Origin of the sequence: Ursidibacter maritimus, from assembly GCF_009761395.1 — a bacterium.
Classification (GTDB): Bacteria; Pseudomonadota; Gammaproteobacteria; order Enterobacterales; family Pasteurellaceae; genus Ursidibacter; species Ursidibacter maritimus.
Genome location: NZ_LEKN01000001.1, coordinates 183,089 through 202,666, shown reverse-complemented (window position 1 = coordinate 202,666; position 19,578 = coordinate 183,089). Strand labels below are relative to the sequence as shown.

General features: G+C 38.0%; 19 protein-coding genes and 2 pseudogenes. 12 read left to right on the top strand and 9 right to left on the bottom strand.

Features of this window, described 5'->3' with window-relative positions; genetic code table 11:
* Window positions 1-136 precede the first annotated feature (136 nt).
* Window positions 137-1,501, top strand: coding sequence for a CDP-diacylglycerol--serine O-phosphatidyltransferase (gene pssA / locus A1D26_RS01000; protein ID WP_157402263.1), 1,365 nt, complete (start codon window positions 137-139; stop codon window positions 1,499-1,501).
* 72 nt (window positions 1,502-1,573) lie between these two features.
* Here the strand turns inward: pssA and leuA are convergent, their stop codons facing one another.
* Window positions 1,574-3,118: a 2-isopropylmalate synthase gene (leuA, locus tag A1D26_RS00995; protein ID WP_157402262.1), complete on the bottom strand. Its 1,545-nt coding sequence runs from the start codon at window positions 3,116-3,118 to the stop codon at window positions 1,574-1,576.
* A 509-nt stretch (window positions 3,119-3,627) separates the two neighbouring features.
* Between leuA and A1D26_RS00990 the strand changes: the two genes are divergently transcribed.
* The gene (locus tag A1D26_RS00990; RefSeq protein ID WP_157402261.1) at window positions 3,628-4,446 is read left to right on the top strand and encodes a Cof-type HAD-IIB family hydrolase; all 819 of its coding nucleotides are present in this window, start codon (window positions 3,628-3,630) and stop codon (window positions 4,444-4,446) included.
* Window positions 4,447-4,641: 195 nt separating this feature from the next.
* Here the strand turns inward: A1D26_RS00990 and A1D26_RS00985 are convergent, their stop codons facing one another.
* On the bottom strand, window positions 4,642-5,202 hold the full coding sequence (locus A1D26_RS00985) for a YtfJ family protein (RefSeq protein ID WP_157402260.1): 561 nt from the start codon (window positions 5,200-5,202) through the stop codon (window positions 4,642-4,644).
* Between the two features lie 203 nt (window positions 5,203-5,405).
* On the opposite strand from A1D26_RS00985, the gene yajC reads away from it, so the two are divergent.
* From yajC to secF, 3 genes are read left to right on the top strand one after another with little or no spacing between them, the layout of a single operon-like run.
* Window positions 5,406-5,699 (top strand): preprotein translocase subunit YajC, encoded by a 294-nt coding sequence (yajC, locus tag A1D26_RS00980; protein ID WP_157402259.1) that lies wholly within the window; start codon window positions 5,406-5,408, stop codon window positions 5,697-5,699.
* Window positions 5,700-5,727: 28 nt separating this feature from the next.
* Window positions 5,728-7,572 carry a protein translocase subunit SecD gene (gene secD, locus A1D26_RS00975; RefSeq protein ID WP_157402258.1) on the top strand — a complete coding sequence of 615 codons (1,845 nt, stop codon included), beginning with the start codon at window positions 5,728-5,730 and terminating at the stop codon, window positions 7,570-7,572.
* A gap of 9 nt (window positions 7,573-7,581) precedes the next feature.
* Window positions 7,582-8,550: a protein translocase subunit SecF gene (gene secF / locus A1D26_RS00970; protein WP_157402257.1), complete on the top strand. Its 969-nt coding sequence runs from the start codon at window positions 7,582-7,584 to the stop codon at window positions 8,548-8,550.
* A gap of 114 nt (window positions 8,551-8,664) precedes the next feature.
* Here the strand turns inward: secF and A1D26_RS00965 are convergent.
* Window positions 8,665-8,905: pseudogene (locus A1D26_RS00965) on the bottom strand (transposase); the annotation flags it as partial.
* Between the two features lie 241 nt (window positions 8,906-9,146).
* On the opposite strand from A1D26_RS00965, the gene A1D26_RS00960 reads away from it, so the two are divergent.
* Window positions 9,147-10,004, top strand: coding sequence for a phosphoribosylaminoimidazolesuccinocarboxamide synthase (locus A1D26_RS00960; RefSeq protein WP_157402256.1), 858 nt, complete (start codon window positions 9,147-9,149; stop codon window positions 10,002-10,004).
* A gap of 47 nt (window positions 10,005-10,051) precedes the next feature.
* On the opposite strand, the gene A1D26_RS00955 is transcribed toward A1D26_RS00960, so the two are convergent.
* A complete protein-coding gene (locus tag A1D26_RS00955) occupies window positions 10,052-10,555 on the bottom strand; it encodes a SprT family zinc-dependent metalloprotease (RefSeq protein ID WP_157402424.1) in 504 nt (167 codons plus the stop codon).
* The gene (locus A1D26_RS00950; RefSeq protein ID WP_157402255.1) at window positions 10,555-11,283 is read right to left on the bottom strand and encodes a ribonuclease T2 family protein; all 729 of its coding nucleotides are present in this window, start codon (window positions 11,281-11,283) and stop codon (window positions 10,555-10,557) included. Before A1D26_RS00950 ends, A1D26_RS00955 begins: the two co-directional genes overlap by 1 nt.
* 214 nt (window positions 11,284-11,497) lie before the next feature.
* Here A1D26_RS00950 and cysK point away from each other — a divergent pair, with 214 nt between their 5' ends.
* The 6 genes and pseudogenes from cysK to A1D26_RS00925 all read left to right on the top strand — a co-directional run bounded on the left by cysK (window position 11,498) and on the right by A1D26_RS00925 (window position 17,233).
* The gene (gene cysK / locus A1D26_RS00945) at window positions 11,498-12,448 is read left to right on the top strand and encodes a cysteine synthase A (protein ID WP_157402254.1); all 951 of its coding nucleotides are present in this window, start codon (window positions 11,498-11,500) and stop codon (window positions 12,446-12,448) included.
* A gap of 209 nt (window positions 12,449-12,657) precedes the next feature.
* Window positions 12,658-12,895: pseudogene (locus A1D26_RS09720) on the top strand (IS1595 family transposase); the annotation flags it as partial.
* A gap of 184 nt (window positions 12,896-13,079) precedes the next feature.
* Window positions 13,080-14,363 carry a glutamate-1-semialdehyde 2,1-aminomutase gene (gene hemL, locus A1D26_RS00940; protein WP_157402253.1) on the top strand — a complete coding sequence of 428 codons (1,284 nt, stop codon included), beginning with the start codon at window positions 13,080-13,082 and terminating at the stop codon, window positions 14,361-14,363.
* A gap of 176 nt (window positions 14,364-14,539) precedes the next feature.
* On the top strand, window positions 14,540-16,246 hold the full coding sequence (gene menD, locus A1D26_RS00935) for a 2-succinyl-5-enolpyruvyl-6-hydroxy-3-cyclohexene-1-carboxylic-acid synthase (protein ID WP_157402423.1): 1,707 nt from the start codon (window positions 14,540-14,542) through the stop codon (window positions 16,244-16,246).
* A complete protein-coding gene (gene menH, locus A1D26_RS00930) occupies window positions 16,246-17,001 on the top strand; it encodes a 2-succinyl-6-hydroxy-2,4-cyclohexadiene-1-carboxylate synthase (protein WP_157402252.1) in 756 nt (251 codons plus the stop codon). The genes menD and menH overlap by 1 nt, the downstream gene beginning before the upstream one ends.
* A 1-nt stretch (window position 17,002) precedes the next feature.
* Window positions 17,003-17,233, top strand: a complete 231-nt coding sequence (locus tag A1D26_RS00925) for a zinc-ribbon domain-containing protein (RefSeq protein WP_157402251.1) — start codon at window positions 17,003-17,005, stop codon at window positions 17,231-17,233.
* 30 nt (window positions 17,234-17,263) lie between these two features.
* On the opposite strand, the gene A1D26_RS00920 is transcribed toward A1D26_RS00925, so the two are convergent.
* From A1D26_RS00920 to A1D26_RS00905, 4 genes are all read right to left on the bottom strand, one after another.
* Window positions 17,264-17,902, bottom strand: a complete 639-nt coding sequence (locus tag A1D26_RS00920; RefSeq protein WP_157402250.1) for a ComEA family DNA-binding protein — start codon at window positions 17,900-17,902, stop codon at window positions 17,264-17,266.
* A 146-nt stretch (window positions 17,903-18,048) separates the two neighbouring features.
* Window positions 18,049-18,393 carry a fumarate reductase subunit FrdD gene (gene frdD / locus A1D26_RS00915; RefSeq protein WP_157402249.1) on the bottom strand — a complete coding sequence of 115 codons (345 nt, stop codon included), beginning with the start codon at window positions 18,391-18,393 and terminating at the stop codon, window positions 18,049-18,051.
* Window positions 18,394-18,403: 10 nt separating this feature from the next.
* Window positions 18,404-18,796, bottom strand: coding sequence for a fumarate reductase subunit FrdC (gene frdC, locus A1D26_RS00910; RefSeq protein ID WP_157402248.1), 393 nt, complete (start codon window positions 18,794-18,796; stop codon window positions 18,404-18,406).
* Between the two features lie 10 nt (window positions 18,797-18,806).
* Window positions 18,807-19,577: a succinate dehydrogenase/fumarate reductase iron-sulfur subunit gene (locus A1D26_RS00905; protein WP_157395306.1), complete on the bottom strand. Its 771-nt coding sequence runs from the start codon at window positions 19,575-19,577 to the stop codon at window positions 18,807-18,809.
* Window position 19,578: the final 1 nt, after the last annotated feature.

Here is a 19,578-nt window from a genome sequence, read left to right as displayed (position 1 = left end):
TGACTACTTAAACTCTAATTTTTGTTATTGAGCTTATCTTCAAGACCTTTTCAATAGAAACTATAATACAAATAAGCGGTCTATTTTAGTAAATTTTTTACCAAATCTTACCGCTTAGGCTTTATGGAGCAATTCAATGCTGAGTTTAAACAAACTAACTCGTGCAAGAAACTATTTGGATAAATTGCAATATCTACCGCAATCAGCTAATCAAATTCATTTTCTGCGTAATAGTGCCGAATTTAAACAACAAATTCTAGCCTTAATTGCACAAGCAAAATCTCGAATTTATATTACAGCACTTTATTTTGAGAAAGATGAAGCAGGACAAGAAATTCTTGATGCCCTTTATCAAGCAAAGTTAGCTCGTCCTGGATTAGACATTAAAATTTTAGTCGATTGGCATCGAGCACAACGTGGACGTATTGGTGAAGATGCCCACAGTTCAAATGCAGATTGGTATGCTAAAGTTCGTCAGCAATATAACTTAGCCACAGAGAATGATATTGCCTTTTATGGTGTCCCTATCAATGGACGTGAAGTTTTTGGGGTATTACATTTAAAAGGTTTTGTATTTGATAATACCCTGTTATATAGCGGTGCAAGCATCAATAATGTTTATTTACATCAATTTGAACGCTATCGCTACGATCGCTATCATCAAATTGAAAATAAAGCCTTAGCAGACAGCTTTGTGAAGTTGATTGATGAACATATTTTGCCTAATGTTGCGGTTAATCGTTTAGATGAAACTCGTCCTAAAACCACAGAAATTCGACCGCAAATTAAAGCGTTTCGTAAGTATTTAAGCCAGCAACAGTATCATTTTAGTGGAGAGAAAAAGCGTGATGATGCTTTGATGCTTTCTGCATTATTAGGGCTTGGGCGAAAAAATAGCTTGAATAAAACGATAGAAGCCTTGTTTTATCAAGTTGAACAGAAATTAACGATTTGCACCCCTTATTTTAATTTCCCTCGTTCTCTGCAACAGCGAATTAAATGGCTGTTGAGTAAAGGGAAAAGTGTTGAAATCATTGTGGGAGATAAAACCGCAAATGATTTCTATACACCGCCAGAAGAGAAATTTACTATGGCATCGGCATTGCCATATTTATATGAAAAGAATTTGAGAGCGTTTACAAGACGTTTTGATCCTTATATTCAAAATGGTCAGCTTAACGTTCGTTTATGGAAACACGATGCAAATACTTACCACTTAAAAGGTGTTTGGATCGATAACCGTTATATTTTATTAACGGGTAACAATCTGAATCCGAGAGCTTGGGGGTTAGATGCAGAAAATGCAGTATTGATTTCTGATCCTAAAGCCGAATTAGCGGAACAATCTACACAAGAACTTGAACAAATTCGTACTCACACAACATTACTAAGTCATTATAGTGATTTAGAAATCCAGCGAGATTATCCTGAGAAAGTGCGTAAATTATTGAAGAAATTTGGTAGAGTGAAGTTAGATAAAATAGTCAAAATGTTGTTATAAAACAAGCGGTCAGTTCCTAGTGAAATTTTGCAAATTTTCATTCGAAACTGACCGCTTTCTCATTACAGAATGTTATTTTTTATTTTTAAGATCTGCCACTTTTTGTGAACGATAGATTGCGTTGATTGCGTGAACTAACGCTCTTGCAGATGACTCGACAATATCAGTGGCTAAACCAACACCGTGGAATCGGCGCCCTTGATGTTCTACCACAATATCAACTTGTCCTAATGCTTCAGCCCCTTCACCTTTTGCGGTTAAATGGTAGTTGAGCATTTTAATTTCCATTCCGGTAATTTTGAGAATGGCATTAAATGTGGCATCAACAGGACCATTCCCACCTTGTGATACTTCGCTTAAGCGTTGTCCATCTAATTCAACTTGTACAAAGGCAGACGCTGGTAAACCACTGATAAGCTGTGAGGTAATCACGTCTAATTTCAAACGATCTTCATCGCCTTGTTGCATATCAATAAAGGCAAGGGCTTCTAAGTCGTAATCGAAAACTTGTCCTTTCTTATCAGCAAGTTTTAAGAAAGCCCCGTATAATTTATCTAAATCGTAGTCGCTTTCTTGATAACCCATTTCTTCCATATGGTTTTTAACCGCAGCACGCCCAGAACGAGCAGTCAAATTGAGTTTTTCTTTTTTCAAACCAATTGTTTCTGGTGACATAATCTCATAGGTATTTTTGTTCTTCACCATTCCGTCTTGATGAATACCTGATGAGTGAGCAAAAGCATTTGAGCCGACAATTGCTTTATTCGGTTGAATAGGCATATTACAAAGTTGGCTAACCATTTGGCTGACACGATGGATTTCTTGCGTATTAATGCGAGTATCTAAGCCGTTAAACATATCTTGGCGGGTTTTAATAGCCATTACCACTTCTTCTAATGCGGTATTGCCCGCTCGTTCACCAATACCGTTAATGGTACACTCAATTTGTCTTGCACCGTTTTGTACTGCGGTAAGTGAGTTAGCGGTTGCCATACCTAAATCATTATGACAGTGAACAGAAATCACCGCTTTATCAATATTTGGAACACGATTCATTACGTTAGCAATAATATCTCCATACTGGTAAGGTAAGCAGTATCCAACGGTATCAGGAATATTAACGGTGGTTGCCCCTGCGTTAATCGCTGCTTCAACTATTCGACAAATGTTATCTACCCCAGTACGCCCCGCATCTTCACAAGAAAATTCAACATCATCAGTATAGCGTCTTGCTCGTTTAACAGCATTAACCGCCATTTCCAATACATCATCAAAAGTGCGGCGAAGTTTGGCTTCTACGTGCAATGCAGAGGTTGCAATAAAGGTGTGAATACGGAAGGCTTCAGCTACTTTTAAGGCTTCGGCAGCTACGTCAATATCTTTATCCACTGCACGAGATAATGCACAGACTCGGCTATTCTTAATATGGCGAGCAATGGTTTGTACCGATTCAAAATCACCCGATGAAGACACAGGGAAACCCACTTCCATTACATCGACTCCTAAACGCTCTAGAGCAAGGGCAATTTGTAGTTTTTCTTTTACGGTTAAACTTGCTTTTAATGATTGCTCACCATCACGTAAGGTCGTATCAAATATAATAATATTGTTGCTCATCAGGTAACCCTCTCTCTGAATTAAATCTCTTTTATGTATAAAAAAGCCCGCATTTTAACGTGCGGGCTAAGTGTGGATAGTGAACTTTTTCTCCTACCGAATCTCATCCTCGCACAGAATGCGTGAGAAGCAGTGTTAGGTTAAGAGAAAGAAGTTTCATCATTGTGTGTTTTATGTTTGCATTAGTTATTCGTAAATTGGTCGGTATATTAACCTTATATAGAATGAAGTCAATAGCATTTTATGCTATAAGCAAACGATTGACTGTAGAGTAATTGTGCTTTATTTAGTTTAAAATCTTATATTTGTTTTATTTATTAGTTTTTTATACCTTTTTACTCTATTGTTACCAAAATAAAAAAGGAGTTATGGAGTAAAATTCAATCTTTAATATAAATAGCTTGATTTACTATTTTTTATACACTTTATCTCTTTTAGAGATTTTATTTTGATGTTAAACCATAAATTTGTTAGCCTTTTACCATTATTTTTTGAGCTAAGGATATTCTATGTATAAACCATTTCGTGCAATTATTTCCGATTTAGATGGAACATTACTTAATCGACATCATAAGATTGGACAATTTACGATTGAAACACTGGAAAAACTGGCTAAGCAGGGGATAGATATTTATCTAGCAACAGGACGAAATTACCCCGATGTTAAACACATTATTAGTAAAGTAAATGTCCAAGATGCAATGCTTGTTACCTCAAACGGTGCAAGAGCAAATAATTTAGCTGGTGAACAATTAGCTAGCTATTATTTACCTGAAGCTTTAGCATTCGAAATAATGACGCAGACACCTTTTGATAAAAAAATGGTATGTTTGAATAGCTATCAAGGTGATGAATGGTTTATTAACGTAGATGTTGAACAGTTACGAGAATATCATCAAGACTCAGGATTTATGTATCAGGTTGTTGATTTTACTCACCACCACGCAAAGCAGACAGAAAAGATTTTCTTTATTGGTAGAAATCCAGAATGCTTACTTCCCGTTGAACAGTATATTCAGCAAACCTATGGTGAGTTAGTTCAAATGACTTATTCCACACCACAATGCCTAGAAATTATGGCAAAAGGTGTATGTAAAGCTAATACATTGCAAGATCTAGTAAAATTAAGAGGATATGAACTCTCTGATTGTATTTCTTTTGGTGATGGAATGAATGATGTTGAAATGCTTTCACTGGCAGGAAAAGGCTGTGTGATGGGGAATGCTGACTTTCGTTTAAAACAATGCTTACCCAATAATGAAGTGATTGGTAGCAATAAAGACGAAGCAGTGGCAAGTTACATTCGAGCTATTTTTGGTTTACTTTAGTATTTCCAAGGAAAACGGGCTTACAAAGAATAGGTTATTAAATATGAATGTTCAGTTAAAACGTTTCGAAACTCTTGTAGAATTTAGTCTTAATCTGAGACAGCTCATTGTTTTTATATTTTAGGATAAATAAAGAAATTTGGGGCAATAGCCCCAAAATAAATCGGAATGTTTGCTCAAAACCTAAGGATTGTATTATTGAGCTAGGAGTTTTTTAGTTAAATCAATTACTTGTTGAATTTGATCTGGGGATAATTTACCCTCTGACACAAACTGGACTTTACCAGATTTATCTAAAACTGCGATAAAACTCTCTTTTTCTTTGAGTTGCCACGCTTTTTTAACAGTGCTGTTTTGATCCAAGATAACTTGGCTATGCGAGTTTTCTAATTTTCCATCTTCTGCACTGCTTTTCACAAAAGCACCCGTAGCAACTATGGCATCGTCAGCATTGATAATTGTGGTAGTTTGGTATTTTGCACGATCAAAGCCTGCACTTTTAATGGCGTTGATCAAACCTTGGTTTTTCTCTTTTACGCTACTTCTACCCGCTAGGTGATGAACAACTCTCACTTTTCCAGATAAACTTGCTGAAGACCACGCTTTGTAGTTGATCTTTTGACCTTGAGCAACTAACTCCCCATCCTCTGCTACCGTAACAGGAGGTAAGGTTGCATTTAACTGTATGTTATGTGCCATAGCACTATTTACAAAAAATAGTGCTGAAATAACCGCTAGTGATGATAATTTTTTCATTTTTTACCTTTTTCTATTGAATTGTTAAGTAATAGGAACAATTATGGCCATTCTACACTGAAAAAGAGAATGCAAGAGAACCGATCAGTCTCTTTATTGATTTTCTTCTCGTTTAATAGGTAATTTTATGCTATTTTACACAGCGTTTTTCTCTTGGTAGAAAAGAATTTTATTATTATTTTTTGAATTTTAAGGAGCTTAATATGCAGCAAGGTGGCGGATTAGAAATGATCTTTATTTTGGTAATCTTTGGTGTAATCTTCTATTTTATGATTTACCGTCCACAAGCAAAACGCCAAAAACAACAACGTGAACTTCTCGCTAGTTTAGCAAAAGGTAATGAAGTGCTAACAAGCGGTGGTTTAGTGGGTAAAATTACCAAAGTATCAGCAGAAGATGAAAATATCGTGATTGCGTTAAATGATACAACAGAAGTTACTATCCAACGTGCATTCGTGGTTGCAGTGTTACCAAAAGGTTCATTGAAATCTCTTTAATTATTTCTTTTAAATACGGGGATATATTGTGTTAAACCGTTTCCCTCTTTGGAAGAACCTGATGGTGATCTTTGTGATCGCCATTGGTGCTTTATACGCCCTTCCAAATTTATATGGCGAAGATCCTTCCGTACAGATTTCTGGTACAAGGGGTCAACAAGCGTCTGGTGAAACTCTCACCAAAGTTCAATCTGTTCTTCAATCAATGAATATCACACCAAAAGCAATGAGTTTAGAAAACGGCTCTATTTTGGTACGCCTAAGTAAAGATGAAGAGCAACTTCCTGCTAAAGAAAAAATTTCTGAAGCACTTGGCAATAATTATTCTGTAGCATTAAATCTTGCACCTGCGACACCTCAATGGCTTACCGCTATCGGTGGTGAACCGATGAAACGTGGTTTGGATTTACGTGGTGGTGTCCGTTTCTTGATGGAAGTGGATATGAAAACCGCTTTGGCTAAACAACAGGATCAGTTGCAAGAAACATTACGAACAGAATTTCGTAAGGAAAAATTACAATATAAAGCGGTTAAAAAAGCCGATAATTTTGTAAATGAAGTAGAGTTTGCGGATAGTGATTTTGCTGATAAAGCGATGCGTTATATTCGTAGAATGCATACTAATTTAGAAGCAACCCGCCTATCTCCCACTGAAGTCACAATTAGCCCATCAGCTCAAGGTTTAGCAACAGCTCGTGATACAGCAATCGAGCAAAATCTTTCGATTTTGCGTAAACGTGTTGAAGAGCTAGGTGTTTCTGAACCGACTATTCAGCGTCAAGGTGCAGATCGTATTGTGGTTGAGTTACCTGGTGTTCAAGATACCGCTCGTGCAAAAGAAATTTTAGGTGCAACAGCGACGCTTGAGTTTCGCTTAGTCAATACCACTGCAAATCCTGAATCTGCGGCTCGTGGTATTATTCCTGCAGACTCTGAAATTAAACATACCAAAGATGGTGCACCAACAATTCTTTTCCGCAAGGCAGTATTAGGTGGTGAGCATATCATCAATGCCAATTCAGGTGTCGATGATAAAGGTTTACCACAAGTGAGCATCAATCTTGACAGTGAAGGTGGTGAGCTAATGGCAACCGCCACAAAAACTGCCGTAGGTAAGCCGATGGCAACCCTTTATAGTGAGTTTAAAGACTCAGGTCGCCGAGATGAAAAAGGCAAAGTGATTTTAGAAAAACACGAAGAAGTCATCAATATTGCCACCATCAACTCTCGCTTGGGTAGCCAGTTCCAAATTACAGGGATTGATAGCCCTGCTGAAGCACAAAACTTAGCGGTTCTTCTGCGTTCTGGTGCGTTAATTGCTCCAATTGTGATTGTTGAAGAACGTACTATCGGTGCGTCTTTAGGGGCGGATAACGTCGCACAAGGTATGGAGGCTGGGCTGTTAGGTTTAGCTTTAACTATCTTATTCTGTGTAGTTTACTATAAAGTCTTTGGTTTATTTGCTACAGGTGCTTTATTAGCAAACCTTGTTTTAACCATTGGTTTAATGTCACTCATTGGTGCAACTCTCACAATGCCAGGTATCGCAGGGATTGTGTTAGCAGTTGGTATGTCAGTAGATGCTAACGTATTGATTTATGAGCGTATAAAGGAAGAAATTCGTAATGGACGTTCCATTCAACAAGCGATTCACGAAGGTTATAATGGAGCGTTTACCAGTATCTTTGACTCAAACTTAACAACGGTATTAACGTCATTGATTCTTTATGCAGTGGGTACTGGGCCAGTGAAAGGCTTTGCGGTTACCTTAGCATTAGGGGTAATGATCTCAATGTTTACCGCTATTACAGGAACTCGTATGTTAGTGAACTGGGTTTACGGCGGTAAACGTGTTAAAAAACTTTGGATTTAGGGGAATCAAATGACTGCACAAACAGAAAAAGAGGTAGAAATTAAACTACCATATCGATTGGTTCCTTTTATGAAATACCGAATGGCTGCATTCCTGTTCTCTATTATTGTAACGGGGTTATGTATTTTTACGGTAGTAACAAAAGGGTTTAACTGGGGGCTTGATTTTACTGGCGGAACAGTTATTGAAACCAATTTTTCTCAACCTGCGGACTTAGCTAAAGTGCGTGATGTGTTGGATAAAAATGGTTATCCAAGTGCATTGGTACAAACGTTTGGTGGGCAAAAAGATGTAATGATCCGTCTGCCTGCCTCTGCTGGCGATATGACATTAGGTAATAAAGTAATGGATTTAATCCATCACGAACTGGATGCTGGAGCAAAAATCCAAAGTATTGAGTTTGTCGGTCCAAATGTAGGGGAAGAGCTAACGCAAGGGGCGATTTATGCGACTTTAGCTACGCTTGCAATGTTATTACTTTATGTCGGTATTCGTTTTGAATGGCGTTTAGCAGTGGGCGGGATTTTAGCCCTTTTCCACGATGTAATGGTGACTATCGGGGTATTTTCATTCTTACAAATTGAGATTGACTTAACCTTTGTTGCTGCGATCTTATCGGTGGTTGGTTACTCATTAAACGATAGTATCGTGGTATTTGACCGCGTGCGTGAAAACTTCCCGAAAATTCGCCGTTCAACTTCAATAGAAGTGGTCGATATATCGTTAAGCCAGACACTTTCTCGTACATTGATGACATCGATCACAACGTTATTTGTTGTGCTCGCACTCTACTGGCTAGGTGGTCCAACATTGCATAGTTTCTCACTTGCATTACTGATCGGTATTGGTTTTGGTACTTACTCATCGATCTACATTGCGATTGGTGTTGCGTTGCAACTTGGCTTGAAACGTGAACATATGATTCAACCAGTTGTAGAAAAAGAAGGTGCTGATCAACAATCACTAGTCGATTACTAAATAACGATTAAATAGATATAAAGCGGTATGATTTGTGAAAAATTTTGCGAATCTTACCGCTTTTCTATTTCCATTTTTAGTTAATTTATTTTAAGGGACTGTATTGGATTAGCCCTAAATTTCACACCATTTCCGCAATGGTTTTAAGCTGCATTTTAGGTGTTCCAACATTAAACCGAAATTCACATACCTTCAAGAATAAAGGAAAGTTTTTTCGGTTTATTCCATTATATTTTCGAAGTACTCGCTTGGCTTGACTCCAAAAATTTTCAATTCCGTTAATGTGATTTTCTCGCTCGGCAAATATCTCAGAATGGTTAATTCTTTCGTGATGAAATTCACTCACATCTAGGGATAAAATAGTGCTGCAGAATTGGGGGGGTATCCCAAATACATAGGCGACGGATCGAGCGGTTACTTTTAATACAAAAAATTCAAGTGCTCATCTTCATCTGACTAGACTAGCATACTTGCTAATCTAATATAGTTCTCTAAGATTTAAAACAAAGCATCAATATTCCTTGCTATAAAATAGCAAACGTTTGCTTAAATTGATATAATTCGCCAGTTTTCTATTTATCTTACAGGATTCTCCTATGCAAATTAGTCTTAAAAAAATCTATTCAGGAAAAGTACGTGATCTATATGAGATTGATGATAAACGTATGTTAATGGTAGCAACAGACCGCTTATCTGCGTTTGACGTTATTCTTGATGATCCGATTCCAGGTAAAGGCGAAATTCTTACCCAGATTTCAAATTTCTGGTTTAATAAACTTTCACATATTATGCCAAATCATTTTACTGGTGATTCTGTTTTTGATGTGCTCCCAAAAGAAGAAGCGGAAGCAATTCAACATAGAGCAGTAGTATGCAAGCGTTTAACACCTGTAAAAATTGAATCAATCGTACGTGGTTATTTAACGGGAAGTGGCTTAAAAGACTATAAAAAAACAGGTACTATTTGTGGATTGCCTCTACCTGAAGGGCTAGTTGAAGCAAGCAAATTACCACAACCAATTTTTACGCCATCGAGCAAAGCAGAAGTTGGCGACCACGATATCAATATCAGCTATGAAGAATGTGAGCGTCAAATCGGTGCTAAACTTGCCGAGCAAGTAAAAAAAGCAGCATTGGCACTTTATACTGAGGCAGCAGAATATGCTTTAACGAAAGGTATCATTATTTGTGATACCAAATTTGAATTTGGCTTAGATGAAAATGGGACTTTAACGTTAATGGATGAGGTATTAACGCCAGATTCTAGCCGTTTTTGGTCTGTAGATACTTACCAAGAAGGTACAAATCCGCCATCATTTGACAAACAATTTGTGCGTGATTGGTTAGAGAATAGTGGCTGGAACAAACAAGCACCAGCTCCAAAAGTGCCTGCTGATGTGATTGAAAAGACAGTAGCAAAATACCAAGAAGCGTTGGATTTATTGACTAAATAAATCAATAAAGTTAGGGCATAACAGCTATACTGTTATGCCTTTAATTTTTACTTACTTGATAGCCCGACAAAAACCAACACTTTCTTACATTTTCGGCACAAATACTGGCGATTTTGCCGCAAGATTGCATTATGTCGGCGGACAGATAGTTGATGTGTTTGGCACTCACAACGATAGTTAAATCGTTCTCCTTGTACGCTAGCCGTATCAAAGCAATGGTAGGTTTCTGCTGGGACGCCTAATACGGTTTCCATTACCATTTTCCACTCTTTTCCGTGAGGCTGAACACGCCCGAATTGTTGATAAACCACTAAATGTGCCAGTTCGTGTGGTACAACTTGTTGTATAAATGTTTCGCCATTTTCTTGAAGCAAAATCGGATTTAGACGGATCTCATTTTGTTGTAGATAGGCAACGCCTGCTTTCATTCCTTTGACATCATAATTGACAGTTGGTAGTAGGAAATTTTTATTGAAGTAGCAACTAGCCTTATCCAAATCTCGCTTTATCTGGCGTTGGACTTGCATTTTTAAATGGCGAATCGAGATCATTAACGTGGGCAATCCATTACCGACCATTGCTTATCATAACAAATATATAGCTCATTTTTACTTGCCCCTAAATAAGCATTTTTAAGCTGAGGGTTATATTTTTTGACCCATTGGAATAATTCTTTACGTGATAAATCTTGTGCAGGCAAGTTTAAGCTACGGAATAATTCACGTTGTTTCGCAAAATAGCTTTCTGCATCATTAAAAGCGCAAGCACCGTGCTTTTCCCATTGCCCCTGTAAAAGAGATGCGCCTGGAGATTCTGGTAAATACTGTTTAATCAATGTTTCAGGTAATTGAGCTAAGTCACCTTTACAAAAACGAGGGTGGTCGGCAGGTGATTTGGCTTGTGCATTTTGTGGCCATAAACCGTGGATAACCCAGCCAAATTGAGCTTTATCATTACATTGATATTGCAAATGTTTTGGAACATTCCCGCTATTTTTCTGTTTTTGTAGATCGCAAAATTCAGGCGACCAAGATAGAGCAAGCATATAGTAATCAACAGGTGAGTTACGATTTTGCCCTAAATTATCATTTGCCATTAAGGTATCATATTGCCCCAAATCGTTAGGTAATGGTTGTTGGGATTGTGTTTGCGTATTGGGGCTAGGCGTTACAGATTTCTTCTCATTATTTCGCCAAGTAAAGATGGCAAAAATGACAATAATGATTAAAAAAATCAACTGATTAAGTTTACGATTCTTATTGGTTTGTGTTTTTTTCATTTGAAGTAAATTAGGCGTAATAAAATGCCTACTATACCGAAAAGATACCGCCTTGCAAGCGGTAAGATTAGCCTAATATTTTGCAAAGTACGTCTGATTTTTAAGTTATTATTATCTTTGGTTATATAAAATGCATAATGTTTCCTTAACTTTTCATAAGAAATCCGTATTCTGTGTCAAAATTAACATCACTTTAATAAAGAAGGAAATGACCATGACTATTTATGCAGATAACTCAGAAACTATTGGCAATACTCCCCTTGTTCGCTTAAAAAATTTCGGACATAACGGTAACCTTTTAGCAAAAGTGGAAGCTCGTAATCCAAGTTTTAGCGTGAAATGCCGTATCGGTGCGAATATGGTGTGGCAAGCAGAAAAAGATGGAATTTTAACTAAAGATAAAGAAATTATTGATGCGACAAGTGGTAATACGGGGATTGCATTAGCCTATGTAGCTGCTGCTCGTGGGTATAAATTAACGCTAACAATGCCTGAAACAATGAGTATTGAACGCCGCCGTTTATTACGTGGTCTAGGAGCAACCTTAGTACTAACTGAAGGTGCAAAAGGAATGAAAGGCGCGATTGCTAAAGCAGAAGAGATTTTAGCAAGCGAACCAAACCGTTATGTGATGCTAAAACAATTTGAGAACCCTGCAAACCCTGCTATTCACGAACAGACAACAGGCCCTGAAATTTGGGATGCAACTGAAGGGAATATTGATGTATTTGTCGCTGGTGTTGGTACAGGTGGTACTATTACAGGGGTTAGCCGTTATATTAAACAACAAAAAGGTAAACAAATTGTGAGTGTTGCTGTTGAGCCGAAAGAATCTCCAGTAATTACACAAACTTTAAATGGCGAAGAAGTTAAACCAGGCCCACATAAAATTCAAGGTATCGGCGCAGGCTTTATTCCTAAGAACTTGGATTTAAGCTTAATTGACCGAGTTGAGCAAGTGGATAGTGAAACTGCGATTGAAACTGCTCGCCGAGTTCTTTCAGAAGAAGGGATCTTAGTTGGTATCTCATCAGGTGCGGCAGTAGCGGCAGCAGATCGTTTAGCGAAATCACCTGAATTTGCAGATAAAACTGTTGTGGTGATCTTGCCATCAGCTTCTGAGCGTTATCTCAGTACCTTATTGTTTGAAGGCATTGATGCCTAACTTGAGGATAATTTTGAAAATTTATACCTCCCTGGCATTTAATTAAGGGCTGAAGTAGATTAGCAGTTATGTTAGTCTACTTCAGCACCAAAGAAAAAAATGACCAGGCAAAGCAGAATAAGCCTCTCTTTTTCGTATTTAAAACGATAAGGAAAAATATTTACTGTCGTTGTTGAAAATACCAAGATTAAACGTTTCTCCTTGTTATTAAAATGAAACTGAATAGTTGGAGATTCTACGTATACTTATCACAGTGATGATGCCCAAAATGTGGTTGAATTTCATCACGAGCAAATTAACCATTCAGAGACACTTATAGAGAAGAACATCATATCAATGGAATATGAGAATTTTAATTTTTGGAGTAAGGCCAAGCGAGTACTTCGAAAATATAATGGAATAAACCGAGAAACCTTTCATTTATTCTTGAAGGAATGTAAATTTTAGTCTAACGTTGGCCCACTAATATCCAAAAAATGGTGTGAAATTTAGCACTAATCTACTCCATCCTTATATTTTTTCGTAAACCTACAGAAAAACCTTATACATTTTCAGTTACAATATAAGTAATTTCTACATTATTACCCCAATCCATGCCTTATGGTAGTTCACTCAAATTTAAGGAATAACTATGACTTCATCTCTCTCTCTCTTTGAAAAAGCCCAAAAAGTAATCCCAGGTGGTGTAAATTCGCCTGTTCGAGCCTTTAAAGGCGTCGGCGGAACACCTGTTTTTATCGAAAAAGCACAAGGTGCTTACATTACCGATAGCGAAGGTAAACGTTATATTGATTATGTGGGATCTTGGGGCCCAATGGTGTTAGGACACAATCACCCTGCAATCATCAATGCGGTACTTGAAGCTGTGCCAAATGGGCTAAGTTTCGGCGCACCAACCGCTATTGAAATTGAATTAGCCGAATTAGTATGTAAACTTGTTCCATCTATTGAAATGGTTAGAATGGTCAGCTCTGGTACAGAAGCCACCATGTCCGCAATCCGTCTTGCTCGTGGTTATACCAAACGCGATAAAATTATTAAATTTGAAGGCTGTTATCACGGTCATTCTGACTCTCTACTAGTAAAAGCTGGCTCTGGTGCATTAACACTCGGTCAGCCAAGCTCTCCTGGTGTTCCTGAAGATTTCGCCAAACATACCATTACTTGCGAATACAACAATTTAAACTCCGTCAAACAAGCCTTTGAACAATACCCAAATGAGATTGCCTGTTTAATTATTGAGCCTGTGGCTGGTAATATGAACTGTATTCCACCAAAAGATGGTTTTTTACAAGGTTTGCGTGAGCTATGCACTGAATACGGTACTGTCTTTATTATTGATGAAGTAATGACAGGGTTTCGTGTGGCATTAGGTGGTGCTCAAGCACACTATGGTGTAACGCCTGACTTAACTACTTTAGGTAAAATTATCGGTGGCGGTATGCCTGTCGGTGCATTTGGTGGCAAAAAAGAAATTATGGAGTATATTGCACCAACCGGTCCAGTGTACCAAGCGGGGACACTTTCAGGCAACCCGATAGCAATGTCAGCAGGTTTAGCCTGTTTAACCGAGCTATCAAAAGCAGGTAATGAAGCCAAACTAGCCGAAAAAACCAAAACGCTTGCGGAAAGTTTCAAAACGCTTGCAGACAAGCACAATATTCCACTAACAGTGCAATATGTTGGCGGTATGTTCGGTTTATTCTTTACAGAACAGCAAACTATCGAAAGCTATCAAGATGTAATGAAATGTGATGTTAATGCTTTCAACACCTTCTTCCACAAAATGTTAGAAAAAGGTGTTTATCTTGCACCAAGTGCATTTGAAGCTGGCTTTATGTCACTTGCTCACAGTGATGAAGACATCGCCTACACATTAGCAATGGCAGATCAAGCCTTTGCAGAAATGAAATAACGACAGCAAGCGGGGAGATTTTGAGAAATTTTTGCAAAATCTCCTTCTTTTTATAACATAGCGATAGAAATCGACAGTGAAGTGCCTTGTTACATATTACGTAGCCACTACATAACATTGCAAAATTTTGCTACAATCTGAGCGCTTATTTATCATCAAAGAGAAGAAGAATGACGATCAACACCAGTACTTTTAATCGCTCTTGGGCGAGAGTGGTGCTTAATGCACTACTACGTTATGGCGTAAAACATTTTTGTATTGCCCCTGGCTCTCGCTCTACTCCGCTGACACTTGAAGCGGTAAGATTACAGCAACAAAATGCAGCCGAATGCCATACGCATTTTGATGAGCGTGGTTTAGGCTTTTTTGCGTTAGGGGTGGCGAAAGCAACTCAAGCACCTGTGGCGATTATTGTCACTTCTGGTACTGCGGTGGCAAACCTTTACCCAGCAGTGATTGAAGCGAGCCTTACTCATCATAAATTGATCGTCTTATCGGCAGATCGTCCGCCTGAATCAATTGGTTGTGGTGTAAATCAGGCAATTCAACAGCAACATATTTTCGGGCAATATCCTGTGGCAAGTTTGAATTTGCCAAAACCTTCTTCTCATTTTAGCCCAAATTGGTTAATTGCAACGGTTGAACAGGCTTGCACACAACAAGTAGAAAAAGGGGGCGTTGTGCATATCAATGCACCGTTTGCAGAGCCTTTATATGATGCTGATGAAAATGCGATTGGGCAAGATCCTTGGTTAGCACCTATTCAACGTTGGTTAAACCAACCCCAAACAAAATGGATCGACCAACAGGCGACTCAACAAGACGTGTTAATGCACGAAAATTGGGATTATTGGCGAACCAAACGTGGTGTGGTTGTTGTAGGTAAATTACCTTTAGAGCAAGGAATGGGCTTGAAACTTTGGGCGGAAACGCTCGGTTGGTGTTTAATCAGCGATGTGCAATCAGGTATTGAAGCAAGTCTGCCATTTGCTGATATTTGGCTATCAAATAAAACTGTCGAACAGCGTTTATTACAAGCCGATATTGTAATCCAATTTGGCTCGCAAATTGTGAGTAAACGAGTAAACCAATTTCTCAATGCGTTTAAAGGCGAATTTTGGTTAGTTGAAAACTCCCAAGATTACCTAAACCCTTATGCACATCAGCAAACTCGTTTTGTTGCCAAAGCTCATCATTTTACACGAGTACATCCACCGCTTCGCCAAAAACCTTGGTTACTTGAGCCATTGGCATTATCACAATTCTGTGCCGGTTTTATTGAGCAACAAGTGGGCGGTAATTTGAATGAGGCTTCATTAGCACACCATATTGAACGAGTAATGCCGCCAAATGGCAACCTATTTTTAGGGAATAGTTTATTTGTACGATTAGTTGATGCACTGTGCAAATTACCTGAGGGCTATCCTGTTTACACTAATCGTGGAGCAAGTGGCATTGATGGCTTAATTGCGACCATTGCAGGTATTGCAAAAGGTAGCAATGCTCCAACTGTTGGGGTTATTGGTGATATTTCTTGCCTACACGATCTAAACTCTATCGCATTGCTACGCAATATTACGCAACCAACACTCTTATTTGTGATTAACAATAACGGTGGGGCAATTTTTGATATGCTACCTGTTGATGCTCAAGCAAAAGAAAAATACTACCGTTTATCGCACAATTTAGAATTCTCACAAATTGCCACAATGTTTGGTTTAGAATATCTACGCCCTTACACTTGGGCAGATCTCGCCACCAAACTCAAACAAGCATACGCTCGCAAAGGTGTAACGATTGTCGAAATCAAAGTGAACGATCAGGAAGGTAGCTCATTATATAAAGCCTTACTCGAACAAATCTCACGAGCTTCTATTGACTAATGTTAGCTTACCAATGGCATCGTGATTCGGGCATTCCTTTGGTTTTCCTACACGGATTGCTCGGCTCTCAACAAGATTGGCAACAGGTCATTTGCCTGTTGCAAAAAAATCCACAAATCCGACCGCTTACGCTTGATCTTCCTTGCCATAATCAAAGCCAACATATTGATTGCCGTAGTTTCAGCGATGTTCGTCAACAACTTTATTCCACGTTAAATACCCTTATTCAAGAGCCGTTTTACTTAGTGGGTTACTCATTAGGCGGGCGTATTGCATTAGATTATCTACATCATCAAGAGCAGGCTAACTTGCTAGGTGTGGTGTTAGAAGGTGCTAACATAGGGCTACAAAGTGAACAGGAACGTCAGACTCGTTGGCTGAATGATCAACATTGGGCAAAACGATTTCGTACCGAGCCACTTCGCAATGTGCTAGAAGATTGGTATCAACAAACTGTTTTTGCCGATTTAGATATTCAGACGCGGGCTGATTTTATCCAAAAAAGGCAAGATAATTGCGGAGAAAAAATTGCACAAATGCTTGAAGCGACGAGCCTTGCCAAACAACCCTTTTTTGATTGCAAAACGAGAAATGATCTGACCTTTTTTATTGGAGAAAAAGATCAAAAATTTCGACAAATGGTTGAAAAGCATCATTTGCCTTATCAACTGATATTAAATGCAGGGCATAATGCACATCAGCAATCCCCTGATCTCTTTGTGAAAAATTTATTAGCTTTTATCGAAAGGAAATAATATGGCTTTACGTCGTTGCCCAGAATGTCATAAAAAAATTAGTGATAGTGTGGAACATTGTATTCATTGTGGTTTTTCGTTCAAAGAGGCTGATTTAGAAATTTATAAGCAAAAACTTGAACAACGCCGTTTAGAAAACCAAGAAATCAATCGCCAAAGTGTCAAGATCCATCTCATCTGGTTAGCAATATTCATTGCAGTGATTGTCACTGCAACGGTGCTACAAAATTAAACGGCCACAAAATGTAGCCGCCATTATTATTTAGAAACTAACATAACCATTTAATTTTTCTAAAGTGCTTTCACCAATTCCTGATACTTTTGAAAGCTCGGCTATATTTTTGATTTTCCCATACTTTTTACGGTATTCAATAATCGCTTTTGCTTTAACTTCACCAATTCCATCTAATGTTTGTAATGTTTTTTCATCAGCGGTATTAATATTTACTTTAGCTACTTTTTTTGCACTATTTTTAGCTGAAGTTAGTGTTTCTTTCGCATTAGCTACTTTTGTTTCAGCACCTTGTTTTACCACTGAAGCTTTTTCTGTTGCTACTGATTTTGCAGAATCTTTCGCTGATGTTACCACTTCTTTTGCGTTAGCTACTTTTGTTTCAGCACCTTGTTTTACCGCTGAAGCTTTTTCTGTTACTGCTGATTTTGCAGAATCTTTCGCTGATGTTACCGCTTCTTTTGCGTTAGTTACTTTTGTTTCAGCACCTTGTTTTACCGCTGAAACTTTTTCTGTTACTGCTGATTTTGCAGAATCTTTTGCTGATGTTACCGCTTGGTTGGTTACACTTTCTTTGATTGTAGCCATTGGATTGGTTGTTTCTGCAAATGTAGTAGAAGAAACTGCCATAGCAATACCAAGTGCAACTAACGATTTTAATGATTTCATTGAAGAATCCTTATAAAAATAAATAATGTTTATTCTAGGAAAGCCTAGAGCCAAGCATAAGACATATAGTTAAAGTTAAAGTTCCATAAAATAAAAAGGCTATTCTCCATCACAAGAATAGCCTTTACACTTTTATTTAACAGAAACTATAAGTTGATTACAGCAAAGAATACAAGTACGCTATAAAGGGCTGATAATCCGTAGAAAATCCAAGCACCAGCAGGAATGTGTACTTTAAAATCATGTAATCCTAAATGGATACGGTGCATACCACACCACATCGGGAAAATTAAAAATGCTAAGATAGCTAATTTTCCGATCCAAGTATGCGCAAATGCAATAATATTATCTGGAGTGATAATCCCAAATGGTAATAAAAAACCGAGAATTAACACTAACACAGGGAAAAAGATCGCACTAATTGCACCACCAGCACCGAATAACAACCATACTGCTGGTTCATTCGAACGTTTTGGGTTAAGTTTATCCATTTTATTCCCCTTATACTAAAATTAAAGCAAGTAAGCTCACAAATGCGGTAATTCCCCAAAAAGCTCGAGAAACTAAAGTCACGTTGATGCGTTCATTTTTGACAATAATATTCATCATTTGTGGCGCCATGCCAAAGAAAGTAAAGCTATTTAATAATACCGCCCCTAAGGTAATAATATTTAGAATAACTACCACTGGGTTTTGTAAGAATCCCACGAAATCAGTTTCAAAAGTGCCTTTACCTAAAGAAACTAATCCATAGAGTAAAACTAAGCAGAACCAAACAGTTGGTACTGATGTACTTTCACGCAAGACATAGAATTTGTAAAAATCTAACTTTTTCCACCATGTTGGTTTAATCTCACGCACATATTTTTTGCGTTTACTGGCTGTTGTTGTCATCTTACTCTCCTTACTTCTGCGGTTTTAACATTGCAAATACATAGTCTTTCGCACTTTCAATCTTGCCTTGGTTTACAGCAGATGCTGGTCCAACGTGTTTTGGACAAACTTCTGAACAATAACCAACGAAAGTACAACTCCAAACACCATTTTTGCCGTTTAGAATTTTCATACGTTCCGCTTTACCATTATCACGGTTATCTAAATTATAACGGTGAGCAAGGGTTAATGCGGCAGGACCAACAAATTCAGGATTTAAACCAAATTGTGGACAAGCTGCGTAACATAAACCACAGTTAATACACATTGAGAATGTACGATATTTCTCTAGTTGTGCTGGAGTTTGTTTTGTACGACTTTTCGCTAATTCTGCTGATGGGTGAGGTTTGCCATCTAATTCTGGTGCTTTATTATCAATGATATATGGCTTGATAGATTCCAAACTTTCAATAAAGTGGCTTAAATCAACTACTAAATCACGTTCAATCGGGAAGTTTGCAAGCGGTTCAATTCGCATATAACCACTGTAATCACGTAAGAAGGTCTTACAAGCCAATTTTGGCTTGCCATTTACCATCATCCCGCAAGATCCACAAATCGCCATACGGCAAGACCAACGATAAGATAACTCTGGCTCTAATTCATCTTTAATATAGCCAAGTGCATCAAGTAGTGAAGTTTGGCTATCGTAAGGTACTTCATATTTAGCTAAGAATGGCTCGTTATCTTGTTCAGGGTTATAACGAAGCACTTCGACTGTCATTTTACTTTGGTTAGTCATC

What these genes read in the sequence shown, in the direction of transcription:
- pssA (WP_157402263.1), top strand. Translation starts at nt 137, where the DNA reads ATGCTGAGTTTAAACAAACTAACTCGTGCAAGAAACTATTTGGATAAA.
- leuA (WP_157402262.1), bottom strand. Translation starts at nt 3,118, where the DNA reads ATGAGCAACAATATTATTATATTTGATACGACCTTACGTGATGGTGAG.
- A1D26_RS00990 (WP_157402261.1), top strand. Translation starts at nt 3,628, where the DNA reads ATGTATAAACCATTTCGTGCAATTATTTCCGATTTAGATGGAACATTA.
- A1D26_RS00985 (WP_157402260.1), bottom strand. Translation starts at nt 5,202, where the DNA reads ATGAAAAAATTATCATCACTAGCGGTTATTTCAGCACTATTTTTTGTA.
- yajC (WP_157402259.1), top strand. Translation starts at nt 5,406, where the DNA reads ATGCAGCAAGGTGGCGGATTAGAAATGATCTTTATTTTGGTAATCTTT.
- secF (WP_157402257.1), top strand. Translation starts at nt 7,582, where the DNA reads ATGACTGCACAAACAGAAAAAGAGGTAGAAATTAAACTACCATATCGA.
- A1D26_RS00960 (WP_157402256.1), top strand. Translation starts at nt 9,147, where the DNA reads ATGCAAATTAGTCTTAAAAAAATCTATTCAGGAAAAGTACGTGATCTA.
- A1D26_RS00955 (WP_157402424.1), bottom strand. Translation starts at nt 10,555, where the DNA reads ATGATCTCGATTCGCCATTTAAAAATGCAAGTCCAACGCCAGATAAAG.
- A1D26_RS00950 (WP_157402255.1), bottom strand. Translation starts at nt 11,283, where the DNA reads ATGAAAAAAACACAAACCAATAAGAATCGTAAACTTAATCAGTTGATT.
- cysK (WP_157402254.1), top strand. Translation starts at nt 11,498, where the DNA reads ATGACTATTTATGCAGATAACTCAGAAACTATTGGCAATACTCCCCTT.
- hemL (WP_157402253.1), top strand. Translation starts at nt 13,080, where the DNA reads ATGACTTCATCTCTCTCTCTCTTTGAAAAAGCCCAAAAAGTAATCCCA.
- menH (WP_157402252.1), top strand. Translation starts at nt 16,246, where the DNA reads ATGTTAGCTTACCAATGGCATCGTGATTCGGGCATTCCTTTGGTTTTC.
- A1D26_RS00925 (WP_157402251.1), top strand. Translation starts at nt 17,003, where the DNA reads ATGGCTTTACGTCGTTGCCCAGAATGTCATAAAAAAATTAGTGATAGT.
- A1D26_RS00920 (WP_157402250.1), bottom strand. Translation starts at nt 17,902, where the DNA reads ATGAAATCATTAAAATCGTTAGTTGCACTTGGTATTGCTATGGCAGTT.
- frdD (WP_157402249.1), bottom strand. Translation starts at nt 18,393, where the DNA reads ATGGATAAACTTAACCCAAAACGTTCGAATGAACCAGCAGTATGGTTG.
- frdC (WP_157402248.1), bottom strand. Translation starts at nt 18,796, where the DNA reads ATGACAACAACAGCCAGTAAACGCAAAAAATATGTGCGTGAGATTAAA.
- A1D26_RS00905 (WP_157395306.1), bottom strand. Translation starts at nt 19,577, where the DNA reads ATGACTAACCAAAGTAAAATGACAGTCGAAGTGCTTCGTTATAACCCT.